General features: G+C 45.2%; 15 protein-coding genes and 2 rRNA genes. 10 read left to right on the forward strand and 7 right to left on the reverse strand.

Annotation, left to right across the window (positions count from 1 at the left end; genetic code table 11):
* The first annotated feature begins 262 nt into the window (after nt 1–262).
* From AC0L46_RS09520 to AC0L46_RS09530, 3 genes are all read left to right on the forward strand, one after another.
* Nucleotides 263–3,146 (forward strand): 23S ribosomal RNA (locus AC0L46_RS09520).
* Nucleotides 3,147–3,305: 159 nt separating this feature from the next.
* Nucleotides 3,306–3,420: ribosomal RNA gene (gene rrf / locus AC0L46_RS09525) — 5S ribosomal RNA — on the forward strand.
* A 547-nt stretch (nt 3,421–3,967) separates the two neighbouring features.
* The gene (locus tag AC0L46_RS09530) at nt 3,968–4,963 is read left to right on the forward strand and encodes a phosphotransferase (RefSeq protein WP_473503145.1); all 996 of its coding nucleotides are present in this window, start codon (nt 3,968–3,970) and stop codon (nt 4,961–4,963) included.
* Here AC0L46_RS09530 and hrpB read toward each other — a convergent pair.
* The gene (gene hrpB, locus AC0L46_RS09535) at nt 4,949–7,459 is read right to left on the reverse strand and encodes an ATP-dependent helicase HrpB (protein WP_473503147.1); all 2,511 of its coding nucleotides are present in this window, start codon (nt 7,457–7,459) and stop codon (nt 4,949–4,951) included. The genes AC0L46_RS09530 and hrpB overlap by 15 nt on opposite strands.
* Before the next feature lie 168 nt (nt 7,460–7,627).
* Here hrpB and AC0L46_RS09540 point away from each other — a divergent pair, with 168 nt between their 5' ends.
* From AC0L46_RS09540 to AC0L46_RS09550, 3 genes are all read left to right on the forward strand, one after another.
* The gene (locus tag AC0L46_RS09540; protein ID WP_473503149.1) at nt 7,628–8,179 is read left to right on the forward strand and encodes a mechanosensitive ion channel domain-containing protein; all 552 of its coding nucleotides are present in this window, start codon (nt 7,628–7,630) and stop codon (nt 8,177–8,179) included.
* Between the two features lie 87 nt (nt 8,180–8,266).
* Complete coding sequence (locus AC0L46_RS09545) at nt 8,267–8,542, forward strand: hypothetical protein (protein ID WP_414682833.1); 276 nt, start codon at nt 8,267–8,269, stop codon at nt 8,540–8,542.
* Between the two features lie 118 nt (nt 8,543–8,660).
* Nucleotides 8,661–9,503 (forward strand): ion transporter, encoded by an 843-nt coding sequence (locus tag AC0L46_RS09550; protein WP_473503151.1) that lies wholly within the window; start codon nt 8,661–8,663, stop codon nt 9,501–9,503.
* 2 nt (nt 9,504–9,505) lie between these two features.
* Here AC0L46_RS09550 and AC0L46_RS09555 read toward each other — a convergent pair whose 3' ends face one another.
* Together AC0L46_RS09555 and AC0L46_RS09560 are read right to left on the reverse strand one after the other, a co-directional pair.
* The gene (locus AC0L46_RS09555) at nt 9,506–10,402 is read right to left on the reverse strand and encodes an EamA family transporter (protein ID WP_473503153.1); all 897 of its coding nucleotides are present in this window, start codon (nt 10,400–10,402) and stop codon (nt 9,506–9,508) included.
* Between the two features lie 195 nt (nt 10,403–10,597).
* Nucleotides 10,598–11,410 (reverse strand): helix-turn-helix domain-containing protein, encoded by an 813-nt coding sequence (locus AC0L46_RS09560; RefSeq protein WP_317004988.1) that lies wholly within the window; start codon nt 11,408–11,410, stop codon nt 10,598–10,600.
* A gap of 229 nt (nt 11,411–11,639) precedes the next feature.
* On the opposite strand from AC0L46_RS09560, the gene AC0L46_RS09565 reads away from it, so the two are divergent.
* Complete coding sequence (locus tag AC0L46_RS09565) at nt 11,640–13,043, forward strand: Na+/H+ antiporter NhaC family protein (protein WP_473503155.1); 1,404 nt, start codon at nt 11,640–11,642, stop codon at nt 13,041–13,043.
* Between the two features lie 9 nt (nt 13,044–13,052).
* Nucleotides 13,053–13,751, forward strand: a complete 699-nt coding sequence (locus AC0L46_RS09570; protein ID WP_473503157.1) for an aspartate/glutamate racemase family protein — start codon at nt 13,053–13,055, stop codon at nt 13,749–13,751.
* 84 nt (nt 13,752–13,835) lie between these two features.
* Here AC0L46_RS09570 and AC0L46_RS09575 read toward each other — a convergent pair whose 3' ends face one another.
* Genes AC0L46_RS09575 through AC0L46_RS09585 form a run of 3 tightly spaced genes read right to left on the reverse strand, consistent with a single transcriptional unit; the run spans nt 13,836 to nt 16,434 of the window.
* The gene (locus AC0L46_RS09575; protein WP_473503159.1) at nt 13,836–13,970 is read right to left on the reverse strand and encodes a hypothetical protein; all 135 of its coding nucleotides are present in this window, start codon (nt 13,968–13,970) and stop codon (nt 13,836–13,838) included.
* Nucleotides 13,970–14,983: a cytochrome d ubiquinol oxidase subunit II gene (gene cydB / locus AC0L46_RS09580; protein WP_317004985.1), complete on the reverse strand. Its 1,014-nt coding sequence runs from the start codon at nt 14,981–14,983 to the stop codon at nt 13,970–13,972. The genes AC0L46_RS09575 and cydB overlap by 1 nt, the downstream gene beginning before the upstream one ends.
* Nucleotides 14,983–16,434: a cytochrome ubiquinol oxidase subunit I gene (locus AC0L46_RS09585; RefSeq protein ID WP_473503161.1), complete on the reverse strand. Its 1,452-nt coding sequence runs from the start codon at nt 16,432–16,434 to the stop codon at nt 14,983–14,985. Before AC0L46_RS09585 ends, cydB begins: the two co-directional genes overlap by 1 nt.
* Nucleotides 16,435–16,799: 365 nt before the next feature.
* Between AC0L46_RS09585 and AC0L46_RS09590 the strand changes: the two genes are divergently transcribed.
* Both AC0L46_RS09590 and AC0L46_RS09595 read left to right on the forward strand, forming a co-directional pair.
* Nucleotides 16,800–18,710, forward strand: coding sequence for a sensor histidine kinase (locus AC0L46_RS09590; RefSeq protein ID WP_473503163.1), 1,911 nt, complete (start codon nt 16,800–16,802; stop codon nt 18,708–18,710).
* A complete protein-coding gene (locus AC0L46_RS09595) occupies nt 18,700–20,067 on the forward strand; it encodes a sigma-54-dependent transcriptional regulator (protein WP_473503165.1) in 1,368 nt (455 codons plus the stop codon). Before AC0L46_RS09590 ends, AC0L46_RS09595 begins: the two co-directional genes overlap by 11 nt.
* Nucleotides 20,068–20,212: 145 nt before the next feature.
* Here the strand turns inward: AC0L46_RS09595 and AC0L46_RS09600 are convergent, their stop codons facing one another.
* Nucleotides 20,213–21,787 (reverse strand): KAP family P-loop NTPase fold protein, encoded by a 1,575-nt coding sequence (locus tag AC0L46_RS09600; protein ID WP_473503167.1) that lies wholly within the window; start codon nt 21,785–21,787, stop codon nt 20,213–20,215.
* Nucleotides 21,788–21,833: the final 46 nt, after the last annotated feature.

A 21,833-nucleotide genomic window follows, 5' to 3' on the forward strand; every position in this document is an offset into this window, starting at 1 on the left:
AGCTCTGGTGAGCGTTCACACAAATTATCTGATACCTATCTTAAGACGTTAGAACAGAGTTCTAAGCAAGATGTTGATAACTCAATGTCTGACTTAGTGCTTTGCACTAAACTTGCTCTTTAACAATTCAAATTTTGAAATAACGATGAATCAAGCGTTAAACCGGTGGAAGTTCACTTTAACCTAGTGGCTTCTATTATCGTAAATCCTAAGAGGTACAAAAGCTCTTAGGTATGTGATCCGAAACTATTTTGGGTTATATGGTCAAGTGACCAAGCGTGCACGGTGGATGCCTTGGCAGTCAGAGGCGATGAAGGACGTGGTAATCTGCGATAAGGTTCGGGGAGTTGATAAACAAACTTTGATCCGAACATTTCCGAATGGGGAAACCCACCCGCTTGCGGGTATCGTTAAGTGAATACATAGCTTAACGAGGCGAACCCGGGGAACTGAAACATCTAAGTACCCGGAGGAAAAGAAATCAACCGAGATTCCCTAAGTAGCGGCGAGCGAAAGGGGATTAGCCCTTAAGTTGATTTGGTGTTAGTAGAAGACTCTGGAAAGGGTCGCCATAGTGGGTGATAGCCCCGTATACGAAAACGCCATTTCAATGAAAACGAGTAGGACGGGACACGTGTTATCCTGTCTGAATATGGGGGGACCATCCTCCAAGGCTAAATACTCCTGACTGACCGATAGTGAACCAGTACCGTGAGGGAAAGGCGAAAAGAACCCCTGTGAGGGGAGTGAAATAGATCCTGAAACCGTGTACGTACAAGCAGTGGGAGCGGACTTGTTCCGTGACTGCGTACCTTTTGTATAATGGGTCAACGACTTATTTTCAGTAGCAAGGTTAAGCGATTAGCGGAGCCGTAGGGAAACCGAGTCTTAATAGGGCGTTTAGTTGCTGGGAATAGACCCGAAACCGGGCGATCTATCCATGAGCAGGTTGAAGGTTGGGTAACACTAACTGGAGGACCGAACCCACGTACGTTGAAAAGTCCGGGGATGACTTGTGGATAGGAGTGAAAGGCTAATCAAGCTCGGAGATAGCTGGTTCTCCTCGAAAGCTATTTAGGTAGCGCCTCGTATCTCACCATTGGGGGTAGAGCACTGTTTGGGCTAGGGGGTCATCCCGACTTACCAACCCCATGCAAACTCCGAATACCAATGAGTGCAATTACGGGAGACACACGGCGGGTGCTAACGTCCGTCGTGGAAAGGGAAACAACCCAGACCGTCAGCTAAGGTCCCAAAGTTACAGTTAAGTGGGAAACGATGTGGGAAGGCTTAGACAGCTAGGAGGTTGGCTTAGAAGCAGCCATCCTTTAAAGAAAGCGTAATAGCTCACTAGTCGAGTCGGCCTGCGCGGAAGATATAACGGGGCTAAACTGTACACCGAAGCTACGGATGCATATTTATATGCATGGTAGAGGAGCGTTCTGTAAGCCGTTGAAGGTCAAGCTGTAAGGCAGGCTGGAGGTATCAGAAGTGCGAATGTTGACATGAGTAACGATAAGGGGAGTGAAAAACTCCCCCGCCGGAAGACCAAGGTTTCCTGTCCCATGTTAATCAGGGCAGGGTGAGTCGGCCCCTAAGGCGAGGCAGAAATGCGTAGTCGATGGGAAACAGGTTAATATTCCTGTACTCGTACATATTGCGATGGAGAGACGGAGAAGGCTAGGCCAGCACAGCGATGGTTGTCTGTGTTTAAGGCGGTAGGTTTGGGACTTAGGCAAATCCGGGTCCCTTTAAGACCGAGAACTGACGACGAGCCCTCTTTTGGGCGAAGTGGTTGATGCCATGCTTCCAGGAAAAACTTCTAAGCTTCAGATATGATCGAACCGTACCCCAAACCGACACAGGTGGTCAGGTAGAGAATACCAAGGCGCTTGAGAGAACTCGGGTGAAGGAACTAGGCAAAATGGTACCGTAACTTCGGGAGAAGGTACGCCGGTTAGTGTGAAGGACTTGCTCCGTAAGCATTGATCGGTCGAAGATACCAGGTGGCTGCGACTGTTTATTAAAAACACAGCACTCTGCAAACACGAAAGTGGACGTATAGGGTGTGACGCCTGCCCGGTGCTTGAAGGTTAATTGATGGGGTTAGCTTCGGCGAAGCTCTTGATCGAAGCCCAAGTAAACGGCGGCCGTAACTATAACGGTCCTAAGGTAGCGAAATTCCTTGTCGGGTAAGTTCCGACCTGCACGAATGGCGTAACGATGGCCACACTGTCTCCACCCGAGACTCAGTGAAATTGAAATCGCAGTGAAGATGCTGTGTATCCGCGGCTAGACGGAAAGACCCCGTGAACCTTTACTATAGCTTCACAGTGAACTTTGAACCTACTTGTGTAGGATAGGTGGGAGGCTTTGAAGATAGGACGCCAGTCTTATTGGAGCCAATCTTGAAATACCACCCTGGTATGTTTGAGGTTCTAACTCAGGTCCATTATCTGGATCGAGGACACTGTGTGGTGGGTAGTTTGACTGGGGCGGTCTCCTCCCAAAGAGTAACGGAGGAGCACGAAGGTGTGCTCAGCATGGTCGGAAATCATGCATAGAGTGTAAAGGCAAAAGCACGCTTAACTGCGAGACAGACACGTCGAGCAGGTACGAAAGTAGGTCTTAGTGATCCGGTGGTTCTGTATGGAAGGGCCATCGCTCAACGGATAAAAGGTACTCCGGGGATAACAGGCTGATACCGCCCAAGAGTTCACATCGACGGCGGTGTTTGGCACCTCGATGTCGGCTCATCACATCCTGGGGCTGAAGCCGGTCCCAAGGGTATGGCTGTTCGCCATTTAAAGTGGTACGCGAGCTGGGTTTAGAACGTCGTGAGACAGTTCGGTCCCTATCTGCCGTGGACGTTTGAGATTTGAGAGGAGCTGCTCCTAGTACGAGAGGACCGGAGTGGACGAACCTCTGGTGTTCCGGTTGTCACGCCAGTGGCATTGCCGGGTAGCTATGTTCGGACGGGATAACCGCTGAAAGCATCTAAGCGGGAAGCCTCCCTCAAGATAAGATCTCACTGGGACATAAGTCCCCTAAAGAGCCGTTCGAGACTAGGACGTTGATAGGTTGGGTGTGTAAGTGCTGTGAGGCATTGAGCTAACCAATACTAATTGCTCGTGAGGCTTGACCATATAACACCAAAGTGGTTTTACACATATTACGATACAAACCAAAAGCTGGTTTAACCTTGATACACGTTATTTCAAAATGAATTGTTAAAGATCCAAGCATGTCTTCGCGTGTTTTGGTAAGGCAATAAAAAAGCCACCAAAACGAACGCAACCGAATTGCTTGACGATCATAGAGGCGTTGTACCACCTGATCCCATCCCGAACTCAGAAGTGAAAAGCGCCATCGCCGATGGTAGTGTGGGAGATCCCATGTGAGAGTAGGTCGTCGTCAAGCTTATAATACTAAGAGCCCCACATAGCCAACGCTGTGTGGGGTTTTTTATTGCAGATATGCATGTGATAGCAGTAAGTCGACAAGCTTATAATTAAGAAAGCCCTGATAGCTAAGCTGTCGGGGCTTTTTTTCGTCTGTTGGAAATGGAAGGTCTGAAAGGGAATAGAGACAGGAACAGATCAGATTAGAAACAAGAGCGTCTTAGTGGTCATTTACTTGCGCTTGTTTCGTGCCTCAACGCGTCTGCGTAAATGACAACCAAGACACTCGAGGGCTTAGCCTATTTCGTAATTCGATGGGTCTGTTAAGTACTCTGCTTCCTCTAAGACTTCTCTATATCGCCTGCTTTCTTCCTCGACAGGTCGGCGTTAATGAAAGCACCGTTAACTATGGTATTGGAGATGACAGGAGTTTTGTGTGTTGTCTAGCAAAGTATAAGTAGTCCTTTAAGAAAGCTGGGATGGCTAGGCTGTAGAGTCTTTTTTATGTCTATCACTCTATTTTTATTCAGTTATTATAAGCGTCTACTCTTAATTAATTTGATGTTATGACACCTGAAATATTTATTAAACGTGCTCTTAATGCGTCTTTAGTGACTCGTACTGAAACGATTCAAGGCTTATGGAGCGGTTATGGAGAAATCATTCGTTTCTCTGTCGAAGGGTCTGACATTGCTAAGAGTGTTGTTCTTAAGTCTATTCAATTCGGACAAATTCAAAACCACCCTCGAGGTTGGAAGTCTTCATTTGCTCATGATCGTAAAGTGAAGTCTTATAAAGTTGAAGCGAATTGGTATCAAGAGTGGTCTGCTGCCTGTACTGAACATGAGCGTTTGCCTAAGTTGCTTGCTTCTTTTTATCAGGAAGGTGAAACCTTTCTTTTATTAGAAGATTTAGATGCAGCAGGCTTCGAGCGTCGTTGCGATTTCCTCTCTGTGGAAGAGTCCACGATTGTGATTAATTGGCTGGCGAGTTTCCATGCTCGTTTTCTACAGACTGAGGTGCGAGAAGATTGGCCAGAAGGTTTATGGGCTAGAGGTACTTATTGGCATTTGGCTACTCGCCCTGATGAATGGAAGTCTATGTCTGAGGGGGAATTAAAAGAACAAGCTGGAAGAATCGATAAAACTATTGATCAAGCGTGTTATCAAACCTTGGTTCATGGTGATGCAAAACTGGCAAACTTTTGTTTCAGCGATGATTTAACCTCGACGGCCGCCGTGGATTTTCAATATGTTGGGCGGGGGATTGGTGTCCAAGATCTAGCTTATTTTCTTGGTAGCTGTTTCTCTGAATCTGAATTGAATGAGCATCTTGATTATCTGCTTGAACTGTATTTTTCGGAATTGTCTCGATGCATTCTTGCAACTGGTGAATCCCCCGATACAGCAGAAGCCGTTGCCGCTGAATGGCATGGATTATTTTCCATCGCATGGGCTGATTTCCATCGATTTATTCTAGGTTGGTCGCCCACTCATAAAAAGAACACGCTGTTTAGTCGCAAGATGACAGAGCAAGCGCTTTCTCAATTAAGAGGAGCGTAGCGCTCGGTTTGTTTTTGCTGTTGCCTGTGCCTCCAAGGGATTCTCTGGCCATGGGTGTTTTGGGTAACGTCCACGCATTTCTTTACGAACGTCAGGGTAAGCTTGTTGCCAAAAGAAAGCTAAATCTTGAGTGACAGCAAGCGGTCTCTGTCCTGGAGATAAAAGTTCAATCCGCACAATTTGATTTAATACTTTAGGGCTTTCAGTACAGCCAAACATTTCTTGTAACTTTACTCTTAACGTAGGATTTATCTCACAGTAATCAATTGCATGACTTGACCCTGATGGCGCTGTGATACGCGCAGGAACGCTTTTATTGAGTTGCTGTTGTTGGTTCCAGTCGAGTCGGCTCAATAAAATGTCTGCCAGAGAAAGCTTATTCATTGCTTGTTGTGTGGTGACTTTACCAAGGTAGGGGGCAAGCCATTCTTCAAGAGAATTTAATAGCACCTGATCTGAGCTTTCAGGCCAAAGATTGTTATGGTCATGGGTGAAAGCAAATTGCATCCTGGCTTTTAGCTGCTCGCTTGCTGAATCCCAAGGTAAAACAGATAAGCCTTCCTGTTTTATGTATTGGCATACAGCATCAGCGATGTCGGCTTCAGAAGGCGACTTGAGCTTCTGTGAGTCTATGCATATTTTGCCAATCCAACGTTGGGATTCACTGATCAGTCTGCCTTCTTTTTTAGACCATGCGAAATGTGTTTTTAGTGATATTAAGTCTGGGGTGTTGCTTGTAATGGCCGATAACTGGAGCGCTGTGCTCAGGAAAACTCGATCTTCTTGGCCATTATGCCCTCCAATATCCAACGCAATTATCCATTCACTTTGTGCGACAGGGTCTTCAATGGATAGGCTTGCCATACGGCCGTTTGCCAATTTATAACGGACTTTGCCTTGTTCGTGGTTAACTCTTTGGGCGATACGATCGGCAAAGGCATGTAGCAATAGTTGTGTTATTTCATTAGAGGTTTGATCAATGCTTTCAATGGCGATTTTTTGGCTTTGTTGCTGCCATTGTTTCAGAGCTTTTCGATAGGGCTTTTGTTTGTGTGGATTAATCTTTGTATGAGCGTTATCTAGCCAATCAAGTCGATCAGTAAGGTCGCTGTGATGCTGGGTTAAAGGGTCGCCTTCAGACAATATGGTACAAATAGCACAGGCTACTTCTGCCATATTCAGGCGTCTTCCTTCGATTAGAATTCGTGCTAATCTCGGTTCGATATTAAGGTTGCTCATCTGTGTTCCGAGCGTGCTTAATTGTAGATCTTTTTGCCTTTTTAAGGCGGTGAGATTGGTTAGTAAATCGACGGCTTGTTGCCAATGGCTGTTGGGTGGTGGCGTGATCCAATCGAGTTCCAATCTATTTTGTACGCCCCACTTTACCAACTCCATAACAAGGCTGCTTAGGTCGCTGATTTCAATTTGAGGTTGAGCTTGAGAAGCAAGCTGGTATTGCTGATTCTCGCTCCACCATCGATAGCACACGCCCGGTTCTGTTCGCCCAGCTCGCCCCATTCGCTGTATGGTTTCAGCTTGAGTAGCACGACGAGTATGAAGTCTCGTGGTTGCTGTGTTTGCATCAAAACGCGCCTCACGACTCAAGCCGCTGTCGATGACCACTCGAACACCTTCTATGGTCAAACTTGTTTCAGCAATGGAAGTGGCGAGTACAATTTTTCGGGCAGGCGCAATTGCCGGCTGAATAACGGCTTCTTGCTCTTTTAGGTTTAACTCGCCATATAACGGAAGAATACTTAAGTGAGGCTCATGTCCGAGGCGTTCTTGCAGTTGGTTCGCCACACGACGAATCTCTCTTTGACCGGGAAGGAAAACAAGCAAGCAGCCAGATTCTTCAGAGAAAGCTTGGCAGGTGAGGCGTATCACTTCATCAACCACCTGATCTGTTTTTAAGGCAAGGTTGGCGTAGCGTGTTTCAATTGGAAAGCTGCGTCCTTGGCTGGTTAATACAGAGCAACCGAGACGAGCTTGGAGTGCTTCTGTATCAAGCGTAGCGGACATGACTAACAGTTTGAGCGGATCTTCATCCCGATACAAATCACGAGCCTGAAGACATAATGCAAAAGCGAGATCAGAATGTAGATTTCGTTCATGAAACTCATCAAAAATAACCAGAGCGACGGAATCAAGACTTGGGTCGTCTTGAAGCATTCTGGTTAATACGCCTTCTGTGACGACTAACACCTGAGTGCGTTTGCTCTCTTTATTTTCATGACGAATGCGATAACCAATGCGCTCACCAAGCGGCTCGTTCAAAGTATCGGCAAGACGTTTTGCAGCAGCTTTCGCGGCTAAACGGCGAGGTTCCAACATAATGATCTGCCGACCTTTTAACCAACTTTCTTCCATTAAAGCGAGAGGAACCACGGTAGTTTTACCTGCACCTGGCGCGGCTTCTAATATGGCTTCATGATGCTGACTCAGCTGGTGTTTCAGGTCAGGAATCAGTTGGAAAATAGGCAGTGCGTTAGACATAAAATCGCTCGTTGGTGTGCTTCGTCTATCATAGCGTTTTTCAGTGGCTAACGCAGATCAAAATGAGCTTTACAGAGTCATTTAGAGGGATTGGCAATTTGCTAAACTCAGGTATAGTTCGGTTTTACTTCGTTACTTGTGCTTTTAAAAAAGCCATAGGACAAAAATATGATGGTACAAATTGGTTTGCTCATTTTATTGGTTGTGGGTTATGTAATGTTTTCCCGCTTTCTTAAATCCTCTATTACCTTACTAGGCCAGAAGAAATCGGTTAACGAAGTGCGTGTGACCTATGTTTCCAAAATGCTTAATCTTGGCTTTACAGCTGTTTTCATTTTGTTGGTGTGTTTAGTTTTGGGCGTAGGATATGGGCAGTTGGCGATTTTCTTTTCGTCTGTTTTTGCTGTTGTCGGTGTTGCTCTGTTTGCCCAATGGTCAATTCTTAGCAACATTACGGCCAGCTTGATTATCTTCTTTGGCTTTCCTTATCGTGTGGGAGATTGGGTGAAAGTAGTCGATAAGGACGATGAAATTTTAGGTCAGATTATAGAAATCTCGACTTTTCATGTGATCATCAAACGCTTATCTGACGATATCGTAACTTATCCAAATAGTCTGATATTACAAAAAGCGGTAGTGCGCTTTACTGACCAGAAAGCTGCGGAAGCCGTGAGCCAATTCAACAAAGAAGAAAAAGAGCCAAAAGACTCAGCCGAATAGTGTTGAACAAAAAACAATCAATTTTTTAAGATCTGGCTTACTTATGTCATACTAAGAGACTTTCATCGTATTGAAGGAGAAAGTCTCGTGAAATCTGATCCAGAATCTCTGCTAAAAAATAACGATGCGCTTATTCATTCTGATGCAATGAAAGTAAAGTCTCATGCGCAACGACCTCAAGAAGATTGGGTGCTTCATACCTTAATGATAGAAGGTTATGACGTACCATTTCGATTCAAGCGCCAAGGAAAGTACCGTACGTTACGAGGTGCTCGCGTAAATTTAACCTACTACCCGACTCAAGAAATGGTCGCGGGTATTCCTGTCGAAATCATGAAAGTTGTGCGCGTAAAACGCACTTAATTGGCAAACTTTACAGCTAAAATCACTTCTACTTTTATTTTTGATGATATGAACTTAATATGGCGTCACCTTGTCTTTTAGATGAGCTATTTTGTTTTATATTAGGTGTGAAAAAATAATGGAAACGGTATTTTCTGGACGCTTGCTAGCTAAGATGAAGCGCATTGAGCGAAGCGTTTGGTTTCAAGGTTTTATCATCGCTATCATCGTTGTTGCTGCGTTAACCGTAGGAGCAAAAACCTATCCTCTACCTTACAGTGTTGAACTGGCGATCAATTATCTAGACGCTTTCATCACGGTATTTTTCTTGGTAGAAATCAGCTTGCGTTTCATGGCTTGCGACGACAAACGTCGATTCTTAAAAGACCCATGGAACTTGTTCGACACTATTATCGTGATTGGCAGTTTGGTGCCTCTCTCAGACACAGACATGATTCTGGTTGCTCGTTTATTGCGAGTTTTCCGAGTGCTACGTTTGGTTTCGATTATTCCCGATCTGCGCTTTTTAATTAATGCCTTGCTAAAAGCCATTCCTAAAATGGGCTATATTGCGCTTTTGATGTTTATCATTTTCTACATCTTTGCGGCGGTTGGTTCTATCTTCTTCGATCAGGTTAATGACGAATTATGGGGCGACATCGCCATTTCCATGCTGACTCTGTTCCGCGTTGCCACCTTTGAAGACTGGACAGACGTAATGTATGAAACAATGGAAGTTTATCCAATGAGCTGGATCTTCTACATTGTCTTCATTTTCTTAACTGCGTTTGTGTTTTTAAATATGATGGTCGGTGTCGTGCTTGATGTCATGACCAGAGAAACCTCGGAAAAAGAGCAGGAAAACCAAGACAATCATCACCATGCCTTGGTTCAACAGATCGCGGAGTTACAAGCTCAGGTCGCGCGATTGTCCGATAAAATCGATGATTCACACAAAGCATCATCGCAAGATAAAGAATAAGTCTAAGCTTGCTGGTTGGCTCGACGAGCTAACCAGCGCCCGCCTAATGTATTCATAATTAATCCGGCCAACACCAAGGCGATGCCAATCCACTGATACGAGCCGATTTTCTCATCTAATATCCACGCGGTAGACGTGAGTCCGACAACCGGAACACCAAGCGTCAGTGGTGCAACGGTTCCTGCGGAATAACGGGACATCAAATAGCTCCATAAGCCGTAACCCATAATGGTCGCAACGACAGATAAGTAGGCGAGAGTGGCCATGGTTTGCCAATCAATCTGAATGATATTGCTCCACATAACATCGCTGCCATCGATAAAGTAAGAGCCGATAAAGAAGGGAATAGGTGGAAACCAGCACGACCAAACAATGAGGTTTACGTTCGACTCATAACCTTTTCGACTGATGGTTTTTGTGACTATATTACCGAATGCCCAGCTGGATGCCGCCGCTAAAGTGATACCAAAACCTATCGCTGTCATGCTTGTGTCTTCGCCATGTAAGCCAATAACCGCTAAACCCGAAGCCGCCACACCAATGGACAACAATTGATAAGGGCGCACGTATTCTTTGAAAAATAGAGCGGCAAACAACAGAGTGAAAATCGCTTGAGATTGCAGAACTAAAGAAGCGAGTCCAGCAGGCATACCAAATTCCATAGCGGTAAATAGAAACGCAAATTGCCCGAAGTTTAAGGACAAACCGTAGGCGAGCATCCACTTTAGCGGCGTTTTAGGGCGAGTGAAAAAGAAAGAACCAATCATCGCAATCACAAGAAAGCGTAAGCCACCCAGCATCATTGGGGTTAAGTCATCGAGTCCCCAACGAATCACCACAAAGTTAAAGCCCCAAGCAAAAATAATAGCGAGACCGAGTAGCATATCTTTTGGTGTCATGGGGAACCTTAACGTTGAATAAAAAGGAATCGCATACTTTAAGTGGTTTCGTATGAGAATCCCATGTACACATCAAGGAAAAATTAAGCAGACAGATTAGAGGCGTTTTTTGAACCTGTCTGCTGGGTCTTAGGAAGGTATTATAGGGCAGGCTGTGTGTTTACCATGAATGATGAAATATTTTGATTTTTTAGATTATTTGGCTCTAAATTGCCAATGTTCGTTTACTCCCTGATTGTTGATCATATCTAACAATGTTTTATCTAATTTTGGGTCGTCTGGGGAGTAAAACCGGCATTCCGCAAGCGCTTTTCGCAAAGGAATATCTTGCCCCAAAAATTCCATTGAAACCCTTGCACTACAAGGCATGCGATCATCGTTAGAAGATACTCCCATACGCAAACCATGAAGCCAATGAATTCGGTTTTTAAAGGTAGGGTATAAAATGGTTTGGGTAATTTCATTGACGGTTAAAGACTCATAATCTGTCATAAAAATACGGTCGGAGAGAAAGTGTGCGACCCCTAAATATTTACAATGGCAAACTTCTTTATTTTGTTCCCCTGCTTCGACTAAGCGTTCAGTACGTTGGTAGAGAATTTTGTCTTCCACTTTTGAAAAGCATACAAGAGATTTGAGTATCTTACCTGGGTTACTCATGGAGTAGTAATACTCAAAGTAGTAGCCCAAATATTTGTCTAATTCTGGACTGGATTTGTCCATCAATCTTTTTAAATGGTCGAGCTCTACCTGACCACTCGTTAGGCTGTCTTGTCGAGGGTTGCGTTGTACTAATTGTTGAAATTGCTCGTGAGGCAATTGTAGTTCATATTCTGCCACATCAAAGAACTCACAAATTCGTCTTAATGTATTGGCTGCTGGGCGATGGCGGCCACTCAAATAACGGTTAAATTGTGACCGACTTATCCCTAAACGTTGAGTCACATCACTGATAGATTTGTAATAGCTGCACAACAGCCTGAGGTTTAATGCAACGTCTTGATTCATTATTTGAGCCTAGAAGAGGGGATAGATAATTTATAAGCATAGCAATTAGTTCACGCCCTATGAAAGAGGCATTTTGATGCACAAAGCGCGTCAAAGTACGTCAACTCAAGCCAGAGTGTCAAATGTCTTAAAAAGTCTTCATTTGCTCTACTTAAAAACTCCATGTCGCCCAGTGTGTCATTCAACTGCCAGGTCGATGTAAGTATGAGCAAAATCATGAGGAATTTTTATGACTGAAAAATCGAATTTGTCGTTTTACGGTGGCCCATGGCTGTCCTTCTTACCCATTATCAGTTTTGTTAGTGTGGCGATTTATGTAGCCACAGCGCTTGAAGAAGCGACGATACAAGGCATGTGGGTAGGAATACTTGCGGGTTTATTAGTGACCTTCTTATTTGCCAGAGACAAGTCTCTATACGCAGAAACAATAATGAAGGGAATGGCCAGTAAAGTGGCGATTGCTCCGGTAGCCGCTTGGATTTTTGCGGGTATTTTTGCCACCGTGTTACGCTCTTCAGGTTTGGTAGATGGTGTACTTTGGGCTGCGTATCACACTGGTGCTACGGGCACGGCTTTTGTCGTTGTGAGCTTTATTGCCAGCGCTTTATTTGCGACAGCGGCGGGTACAGGTTTCGGAACCATAGCCGCAGGTATGGGTGTACTGTATCCAGCGGGTGTGTTGCTTGGAGCAGACCCTCTACTTATGGCCGGAGCCATCGTTGGCGGTGGCGCTTTTGGTGATAATCTAGCGCCTATTTCAGACACCACTATTTCGTCTGCGGCCAGCCAAGACACTGATATCGGTGGAGTGGTTCGTTCACGTCTTAAATACTCTGCCACTGCTGGAGTGATTACACTGGTGTTGTTGGTGGTATTCAGTCTTGCCAATTCAGGCATTACAGCGCAAGTGCCTTATGAAGTTTTAGCCGAACATATGGATCCGAAAGGTTTGTTCATGCTGATTCCAGCCCTTGCTGCTATTTATGTGGCAATGCAGAAGGGCGATGTTATTTTTGCCACCACGGTTGGTATTTTACTCGGTATGTTGGTAGCCGTTGTGACAGGCTTAAATACGGTTGAGGGCTTTTTATCAGTAGAAAACGGAGCTCTGATTAACGGTGTGGCAGGTTGGATGTCTGATTTGTCTATCCTTGTATTACTGCTCGCTGGTGGTATTCGAATCATGCTGGACGGTGGCGGTAGCGATAAGCTTATTGAAGGTTTAAAAGGCTATGTTACAACTCCTCGTGGTGCCGAAGCTTCCTCTGCTGGGTTGTCTTTGTTCCTATCGGCGATGATGAGTATCAACGCTCCGGCAATATTAGCGGTGGGTCTGTCCTATGCCAAACCTGTGGGCGAGCGTTTCAAACTACATCCTTACCGTCGTGCCAACATTATCGACAGCATGGCTTGTACCCTAGTTTATTCTCTACCTTGGTCGGCCGCTTTGTTGTTTGCTTCAGGTTTGTCTGCAAAAGCTGCGGAGTCTTTCGCGGGTGTGCCTGCGTTAAGTCCAATTGAAATGACCCCTTGGGTTCTATATGCCTGGGTATTATTGGTGGTGATGAGTGTGTCTATCCTTACTGGTTTGGGTCGTAGCTTTGTTGATGATCAAGAAGTAGTAGGGAAGTAGAAGCGAGTGATGAAGCAAGAAAATCGAGCGAAATTGGGCATTATCACAGGCTCAGGCCCTGAAGCTGGTGTGGATATGTGGCAAAAAATTCTTTCTGCCAATAAGCAAATGATGCAAGAAGCCTTTCAAGGGGATTTAGATGCCCCTACGGTGAGTATTATTTCTGAGCCTCAGCTTGGTCTCTCCATGGAATTGGAAAAAAACGATGCCATTGTCTGGGAAAAGCTAGCAAGAGTGGCACAGCAACTGGATTCACAAGTCGATTACTATGCCATTGCTTGTAATACGCTTAACTACTACCAGCCACAATTAGAAGCCCTTGGGTTAAATGCCACACTGGTGTCTTTTGGTGATGTTTTAAAAAAGAAGATAGTGACAGAAGGTTTGACCAAAGTGGCCTTATTAGGATCTGATTCGGTGACCAACTTAGGTATTTGGTCACCTTATCGTGTGCTGAAAGAGGTGGTGGAAATCGAAGTGCCTAAAGCTGATAGTGGCTTACATCAACTGATTTATGATGTGAAAACCTATGGTGGTGAAAGAGTTGATATAGTGCAGCGTTTTACCAAGCTAGTTGATGAGCTGGAAGCCGATGTTGTGCTACTTGCTTGTACTGAATTACCTTTAATTCAGATACAAACCCATAAACAACTGATAGATGTCACAGAATTGGTTGCGGAAGAGTTGGTGACTTTATCTTTAATATAGAGAAGTAACCATGATTCTTACAAAGGGCTGGTTCGATGAACCGGCCCTTTTTTATGAATGAATGTGGCTTTTCAATCAGTGCTTTTAAGGGAGCACCTTGATAAATAGCTTGAGCAAATAAGAAGTCGTGACCAAGCTAATAAAGCCAACCAAATACAGCAGCAAAAACCATTGCCAAGATTTAAGATAAGCGAGTTTGTTTTTCAGTCGTTTCGCCATTAGTAACCCTCCTGATAATCTTCGACCTTGCCTGCGAATACGCGATAACCCCAAATGGTATAAGCGCAAATCAGCGGGACGAAAATACACACGCCCGGCAGCAAGAAGAGCAAGCTGCTGTCTGGAGATGCGGCGTCCATAAAGGTTAATTGTCTTGGAATCAGGTAAGGAAACAGTCCAACCACCAAGCCAGCGAAGCCTAATAAAAATAAAGATGCAGTCGCCCAAAATGGACGACTTTCTCTGCTGTGCTCTTGGTGTGATTCATGTGCGCTTAGATCCTTCCATACAAAGAATGCAGCGGCCAAACTTAAGAGTGGCAAAGGTGACAATAAGAGGAAGTTGTAATCGCTGAACCAGCGTTCACGGATTTCCACTTCGTTAATCACTGTCCATAGACTCACGGCGATCATGGCCAAGACAGTGATGATGAGAAGTCGTTTCCCCAAGTGCGCTGCATGTTGCTGAATCCTTCCACGACTTTTCATAAACAAGTAACACGCGGCCAGCAAGGCATAACCTGCCATCACAGAAAATCCGGTCAAGATGGAAAAAGGTGTTAGCCAATGCAAGCTAGACAAACTGCTCGTGTCTGAGGGAACGCCTTGAACCAAAGAACCCAGCAATAAACCTTGGCAAAAGGCCGCAATGGCAGAACCTGAACTGAACGCCAAATCCCAATAAGGTCGAGAAGTGTCGGATTTGAAACGATACTCAAAGGCCACACCACGGAAGATCAAGGCAAACAGCATCAGCATGATTGGCAGATAAAAGATGGAGAGAATATCGCCATACGCCTCAGGAAAGGCCGCAAACAGAATCACGCCGCCGAATACTAACCAAGTTTCATTACCATCCCAAACGTGTGAGATAGAACGCATTAAATGATCTCTCTCGCCACCTTGATTGAACCATGGATACAAGATCCCAATGCCCAAATCAAAGCCATCGAGCAAGACGTACATAAAGATGGCGAAGCCTAAAACGAGGAAGTAGAAAAATGCCAAATCCATTATTGCTCTCCTTCTTTGTTTCGTACTTGTGTATTGGGAGTGCCTTTATTCTCAGCATCGTTTTCTTGTAAAAGCTTCACCCACGCCAAGGCGTAACCGGGCGCTTTCATGCCGATTAATTGTTGTTCTAAGGCGGCCATGCTCGGCGGGCCTTTCTTGATTAACTTACGCATGAAGTACAGATAAACCCCAAGCAGCAAGGTATAAATCACCACGAAGACGATAAGAGTGAATAAGACTCGCTCGGCCGGTAATGGCGAGACGATTTCTGAGGTGCGTACCAAGTTGTAAACGATCCAAGGCTGTCGGCCGATTTCCACCACGTACCAGCCAGCCAACACCGCAATCACGCCAGCAGGTGTAAATAAGCTGACTAACGCGAGGAAAGGTCTGTTTTCGAACAAGCGACCTTTGCGGCGCAATAACAAGGCGAGTAGGGCGATACCCATCATCCCAAAACCAATGCCAACCATGACGCGGAATGACCAAAACACCAAAGGCACATTCGGTCTGTCTTCTGGCGGAACGGTTTTTAATCCTTGCACTTCGCCATCCCAAGAATGCGTCAGAATCAAGCTACCAAGGTTGGGAATACCCACTTGGTAATCGTTGGATTCGGTTTCCATGTTCGGCATGGCGAATAACAACAAAGGCACATTGGCTTCTTTTTCTGGCCAAATACCTTCCATCGCGGCGAGTTTTGTTGGCTGATGCTCTTGCACGTTCAAGCCGTGCATGTCGCCAATCCAGGCTTGCATTGGCGTCAATATCAAGGCGAACCACATGCACATAGACAAACCTTTTTTTGCAAAAGGAATGTTCTGCTTTTTCAATAAGTAATAAGCGCAAATGCCCGCAACAACAAAGATGGCTGTGATAAAAGCCGCCATTAACATATGCGTAAATCGGTAAGGCATGGACGGATTGAAAATGATCGCCATCCAGCTTTCTACTTCAAATTTGCCATCGACGATTTTGTAACCCGCAGGCGTTTGCATCCAAGAATTCGCCACAATGATCCAAAAGGCTGAAATCCAAGTGCCTGTCATCACCACGAGAGTTGAGAAGAAATGCAGTTTGCGACCGACCCGCTGCCAACCAAAAAGCATGACGCCGAGAAAGCCCGCTTCCATGAAGAAAGCCGTCAGTACTTCGTAGGCCATGAGCGGCCCTAAAATCGCTCCCGTCATTTCAGAGAATTTAGAAAAGTTAGTGCCAAATTCATAAGACAGTACAATGCCAGACACCACGCCCATGCCGAAGGTGATGGCAAAAGGCTTGATCCAAAACTTGGCCAATTGAAGGTAATAGGGGTTGTGTGTTTTCAGCCACAAGCCTTCCCAGATCGCAATTAAGGTCGCAAGACCAATCGTGATACTGGGAAAAATAATGTGGAAACTCACCGTAAAGGCGAATTGAATACGAGACAAAATAGCAACGTCGAGATCCATAACCATTCCTAGTAAAAGTTGAATGTTAAAAAAGACAAGCGATGGTTATTCGTCGTTCTTGATGGCGATGGTGCGTATCTGTTGAAACGCCAAAGGAAAAACCGCCAAGCCCACAATGCTAAAAAGCGCGATGGCCTCGGTTAGAAAAAAACTCATGTTCATAATGTCTGCCCCATTAAGAATGTGTGATTAAGTCAGTAAAAATTGATCTAGATCAATCTATTAATAATGCTTATAGCAAACGAGAGGCCAATTTATGAGTGTTTTTATCTTATTGATTTTAAAGGAATAAAATTTAACTTTGCGTGAGCCGTAAAAGAGGTTTACGATTTTGTCTTATTTATAGTGTAAACGAGGTTTACGGTTTGACCCTTTCATTGATGTTTGAAATCGCCATGTTGGTGTCCAGCGTCTGCGGTATTTTGGTCGCGATTTGGCTTTTATGGCGAGCGAAAAAGCAGGGCGATTTACGCGCCTTGGCTGGCTTTGCCATCATGATGGCGATTTGGTGTTTTGGTCACGTTGCCTTGTTTCAAGGGTTTGAAAACCTTGGCATTCACATCATTCTCGCGAATCCTCTTATGCCGACTTTCTTCCTGCATTTTGCCATTGTGTTTGTGAACTCTGGTGCCGCGAAAGAAGCCATGCTCGACCGACTTCATAAGGCGTTGCCTTGGTTTTACGCCACCAGTTCGGCCGTTGTTTTGCACAGCTGGTGGATTGGCGCGGGCGACGTTGTCAGCACATTCGACACCCGTTCTTTTTTCGTTTTTACAGACGCAGGCACAGGGAACCTCGCGTATACGGTTTTAGTAGGGATCTTGGCTCACGGGGTTTTGCTCTTCGGTTGGTATCGTCATTCGGGCAATAAAAAACGCTCTATCTTGGCGATGTTTGGTGTTGGCGCGTGGGGGCTTTTGCTGGCAACCAGCTTTGTGTTTCCGTCCTTTGGCATCAGTTGGTTTCCTTATCCTATGTTGCTGTTGCCAAGCTATTTGCTCTTGCTGGTTTATGGCGTGGTGCGTTATCAAATCTTATCGGTGAATGCCTTTGCGAACAGAGCCTTACTTTGGCTTGCCATGATGCTGGTGATTCTTTGCTTGATCGCGGTGATCAGTGTGGTGTCTGGACGACTGGGTTTGCAAGCTTTAGCGGACGTTCCAAGCTGGCAATTGTGGCTCTATTCTTTGCTTCTTTTAGTGACGACGGCGGTGATTTACCAGCCATTGAATCGTCTGATTTCTCGTTTGATTTATCCCGGCGCTATGTTGAATGAGCAAGTGCTGGAAAACTGGTCGAGCCGTTTAAAAGAAGCCCAAGATTGGCCCGCTCTTATCGCGTTAGGCGAAGGCTTGTTGTCTGCACAAATTCGTCGAACGGTTCAGATTAACATGCCATTTAGTGGCGAAATGACGACAAAGAGTGATTTGGCGATCACGCTTTCACAAGACCAAAATGGCTGGCGTTTTAGCTTAATCGGCTGGGAAGACGCCAGCCCAGGAATGCGCTTAACCGCGGAAGTCTTTGCGTCTCTTTATGCCAACAGTTGTGGCTTGTTGGATCGATCTCTTGCCTTGGCCGCGGCGGAACGAAAACGTCTGGATGAACAACATCTTGTGGAACTTGGAGGTTTATCCGCCGCCATGGCTCACGAACTGCGCAACCCTTTGAACATCATCGCCATGGCGTCGCACGATACGCCGCCTGACACTCGTCAGCACATTCAAACGCAATTAAACCGAGCCGATCGTCTGGTGAGCGACATGCTGGTGTATTCCGGCGGTTTGACACTGCAATTGTCTCCTACGCCATTGCGAGCGCTCATCGCCAGCGTATTAGCACAAGCGCCATTGGGGGATATTGGTCATGACATGAAGGTGGACGAGACTTTGGAGTTGGACGCCGATCCTCAACGTCTTCAGCAAGTGTTTATTAATTTGATCGATAACGCCACGGCGTTTTTGCGCAATCAGCCAGACGGTAAGTTGTCTATCGAGGCGAAAGCGGAAGCCGAATCCTTGATTATCCATATACACAATAATGGCCCAGAGATTGATAAAACCCTGCAAGGTGACGCTTTGTTCCAGCCGTTTGTGACTAAACGCGCTGGTGGAAGTGGTTTGGGGTTGGCGATTGTGCGGCGCATCATTGATGCTCATGGCGGTCGCATTTTTCATCGCGCCGATACGGATTGGCCAGTGACGTTCGAAATTGTTCTACCTAAAACACAAGCTCATAAAAAACCACAAGAACAGGAACAACAGAATGCAGAATAAAATTTTATTAGTGGATGACGAACCTGCATTCCGTGAGTTAGCAGGGCGCTGGTTAGCGAAGCAAGATTATCATGTTAAAGCGGTTGGCAGCTTAGAAGAGGCTCGTGATGTGATCGGCAAATTTGACGCGGATTTGGTCTTGCTGGATTTGTCTATGCCGCCGCATTTTGATCCTCAAGTGACATTAGACGCCATGCCGGAATTTGAAGGCCGACCTGTGATTATTATTACCGGCCACGCGGATCGTGAACTGGCGCTAAAAGCCGTTGAATTGGGCGCTTGGGACTTTATCGCCAAACCCATTGATCCAGACATGTTGGCGGTCGTGGTGCGCCGAGCGATTACCAAAACCACGTTAGAGCGGGAATTAAATCAGCTCAAACAATCCACACAACAAAACCAAGGCGCGGCGTCTTATATTGGACATTCCGCCAGCTCGCAAAAAATTCGCGCTTTAATCGAACGCATTGCGCCAACGGACGTGCGTGTTTTAGTGACTGGGCCATCGGGCACAGGCAAAGAAGTGATTTCACGCACCTTGCATGACTTGAGCCACCGAGCGAGCAAAGCGTTTGTTTCTGTTCATTGCGGCGCGATTCCAGCGGACTTATTAGAAAGTGAATTGTTTGGCTACGTGAAAGGCGCGTTCACTGGTGCGGAGAAAGACAAAGTAGGCTTACTGAGCTTGGCCGATGGCGGCACATTGTTTCTTGATGAGATTGGCGAAATGCCACTGGCGATGCAAGTCAAACTGCTGCGAGTGTTGCAAGAAGGCACGTTTTTCCCTGTTGGCGGACGAGAGCAAAAACATATCGACATTCGAGTGGTCTCCGCGACCAATGCTGACTTACTGAGCAAGGTGCAAGAGGGCAGCTTTCGGGAAGATTTGTATTACCGCATCAAAGGCGTGAACATTGAAACTCAAGCCTTATCAGAGCGATTGGAAGACGTTCCCGTGTTATTACAAGCGTTTCTCAAACACCTAGAAACACAGCAATCTAAAACCCTGCAACTCACGCCAGACGCCATGCAATGGTTTCGTGAGCAAACATGGCAAGGCAACGTGCGGGAACTCAGAAACGCCTTAGAAAGCGTCGCTTCTATCTGCCCAACAGGGCGAATCGCCATGGAAGACATTCAACTGCTTTACCCAAATGTCACCGCCATCAACCAGAAACAAACGCACGATCATACCGCCAACAGTGACACCACATTAGACGAACAAGTCAAAGACCTTGAAATCCGCCTCATCCACAGCGCCTTAGAAAAACACCAAGGAAATCGAACTCAAGCCGCCAAACAACTTGGCATCTCACGGCAAGGGTTGATCAAGAAAATAGAGCGATATGAGGTGTGATTGTGACTGATTCGGGTGGCTATATAGAAGCGTTTGGTTTGGAGCGCTAGACAGGAACATAACAGGTTCGCTCCACGCGCAAGCGCGAAAAGTCGCCGAACTCTGCTATGTTCCTGTCTAGCTGTTTGCCTTTAAAGACATTTACTTAATCGTCATCGGAACCTGTGTCGCCATCGATCCAATCTAAAGCAGAAGCAAGTTCGACGTAGTCTTGGTATTGAAAAGGTGTAATATCAGTGTATTTTTCCATGTCGTATAGGTGTTTAAAATAGTTAATGGCAATATCAGAATCGGAGGAGCAGTCTTCTAGAGACTCAATAAAATTATGGTAAGATTGCTTTATTGGTGAGTAATCCCTGAATTGTAGATCTAAAAAACCAACAGGTTCATTCGTGCCGAAATGTGATGAGAATATCTCTGTTAAGTATGATGTAAATGGTGTTTGACATACTTTATTTTCAAGATAGGAAAGCGTTCCTCCAAATTGCCTAAAGTTTATTTCAACTAAGATATTAGGCTTATATTTATCGAATCGATTGTTCAGGTAAGTTGTTAATTTTTCTTCGACCTTTTCCCCAAATGATTCAGAAATGATCTTTAAAAATTGTTCACTATCTTCTTCATAAAAACATAATAATGTCGTCAGCATCAAAATATCGATCTTAGAGTCTTTAGGCATGTTGGATAGCGTGGCGATAACGCGATCTGCTATTTGGATGGCTGTTCTTGGTGGCATTTTGAACGCATCTAAAATCACTGCAATGTTTCGTAGAGTGACCTTGCCATCAGGGTTGGGCGGCAGAATCTTTATGCCTTTTTCGTCTAAAGCATCACCCGATAATTTAGCGTGATCAACATGGACTTCTAAGAAGTCTTTTAAGTCTGGCGCTTTTAAACTGAAGCGGCTGTTAAAGAAACGGCCAAGATAAAGTTGAGCATTGAAGCCTTCACCATAAATGGCTTTGACCGCGTGTTGCAGTTGCTCCGTGTCGGTTGCCACAACAAAGACAATGCCTTCAATATCAAAAATATGTTTGATGGTTTCCAGCATTTCTACTGCATAACTTGGACGACAGCGGTCTAACTCATCGATGAAAATAAAGGCTGGGTATGTTTTGTCGTCTTCTGAATTGTCTGTAATAAAAGAAACCCATTTAGCGACGCTATCTTTTAAATCATCAATTGCTTGCGACTTCTCTTCATGTTCATCGAGTAAATGCGTCACCGCATCTGCTGCGACATCACTTAAATCGATGAAGTCTTCGTCACCGAAGTACTTTTTAGAAAATGTTTTTATAAGGGCTGGTGCGGCGGCTTTTAATAAACCAACAACCCTGTTAGGAATTGCAAAATCAGATTTCTCTACATCTATGCTAGCTTGCTCTCTTAGCTGATTTATCACAGACGATATCACGGTCATCAATGGATCGTCGGAGTAGTCTTGTTGCCATGCATCAATGTACACAGTAGGGAAAGACTTTTTTAAATCTGCTGACCAACGCTTTAGGAAATAGGTTTTCCCTGAACCCCACTCGGAATTGAGATTCAGTACGTAGTTGCGTCTATCTTCGACACCTTCTTGAGTTGAGCCTTTAGCTTGACCGATTAAAAATTGTGTTAAGAACCGCGCGTATTTCTCTCGACCGAGCGTGTCTTGTGGAAAGTTCTCATTGTCTATTGTTGTAGGGTCAGACCAATCTAGAGTGAATTCTTCAGACATGTTATTGCTTCCTTTCATTAACCTGATATGAGTTATCTCTACTAAA

Source organism: Marinomonas sp. 15G6-16 (genome assembly GCF_055809555.1).

What these genes read in the sequence shown, in the direction of transcription:
- AC0L46_RS09585 (WP_473503161.1), bottom strand. Translation starts at nt 16,434, where the DNA reads ATGGATCTCGACGTTGCTATTTTGTCTCGTATTCAATTCGCCTTTACG.
- cydB (WP_317004985.1), bottom strand. Translation starts at nt 14,983, where the DNA reads ATGGATTTGGCATTTTTCTACTTCCTCGTTTTAGGCTTCGCCATCTTT.
- AC0L46_RS09595 (WP_473503165.1), top strand. Translation starts at nt 18,700, where the DNA reads ATGCAGAATAAAATTTTATTAGTGGATGACGAACCTGCATTCCGTGAG.
- AC0L46_RS09600 (WP_473503167.1), bottom strand. Translation starts at nt 21,787, where the DNA reads ATGTCTGAAGAATTCACTCTAGATTGGTCTGACCCTACAACAATAGAC.
- AC0L46_RS09540 (WP_473503149.1), top strand. Translation starts at nt 7,628, where the DNA reads ATGATGGTACAAATTGGTTTGCTCATTTTATTGGTTGTGGGTTATGTA.
- AC0L46_RS09560 (WP_317004988.1), bottom strand. Translation starts at nt 11,410, where the DNA reads ATGAATCAAGACGTTGCATTAAACCTCAGGCTGTTGTGCAGCTATTAC.
- AC0L46_RS09575 (WP_473503159.1), bottom strand. Translation starts at nt 13,970, where the DNA reads ATGGCGAAACGACTGAAAAACAAACTCGCTTATCTTAAATCTTGGCAA.
- hrpB (WP_473503147.1), bottom strand. Translation starts at nt 7,459, where the DNA reads ATGTCTAACGCACTGCCTATTTTCCAACTGATTCCTGACCTGAAACAC.
- AC0L46_RS09555 (WP_473503153.1), bottom strand. Translation starts at nt 10,402, where the DNA reads ATGACACCAAAAGATATGCTACTCGGTCTCGCTATTATTTTTGCTTGG.
- AC0L46_RS09550 (WP_473503151.1), top strand. Translation starts at nt 8,661, where the DNA reads ATGGAAACGGTATTTTCTGGACGCTTGCTAGCTAAGATGAAGCGCATT.
- AC0L46_RS09570 (WP_473503157.1), top strand. Translation starts at nt 13,053, where the DNA reads ATGAAGCAAGAAAATCGAGCGAAATTGGGCATTATCACAGGCTCAGGC.
- AC0L46_RS09565 (WP_473503155.1), top strand. Translation starts at nt 11,640, where the DNA reads ATGACTGAAAAATCGAATTTGTCGTTTTACGGTGGCCCATGGCTGTCC.
- AC0L46_RS09530 (WP_473503145.1), top strand. Translation starts at nt 3,968, where the DNA reads ATGACACCTGAAATATTTATTAAACGTGCTCTTAATGCGTCTTTAGTG.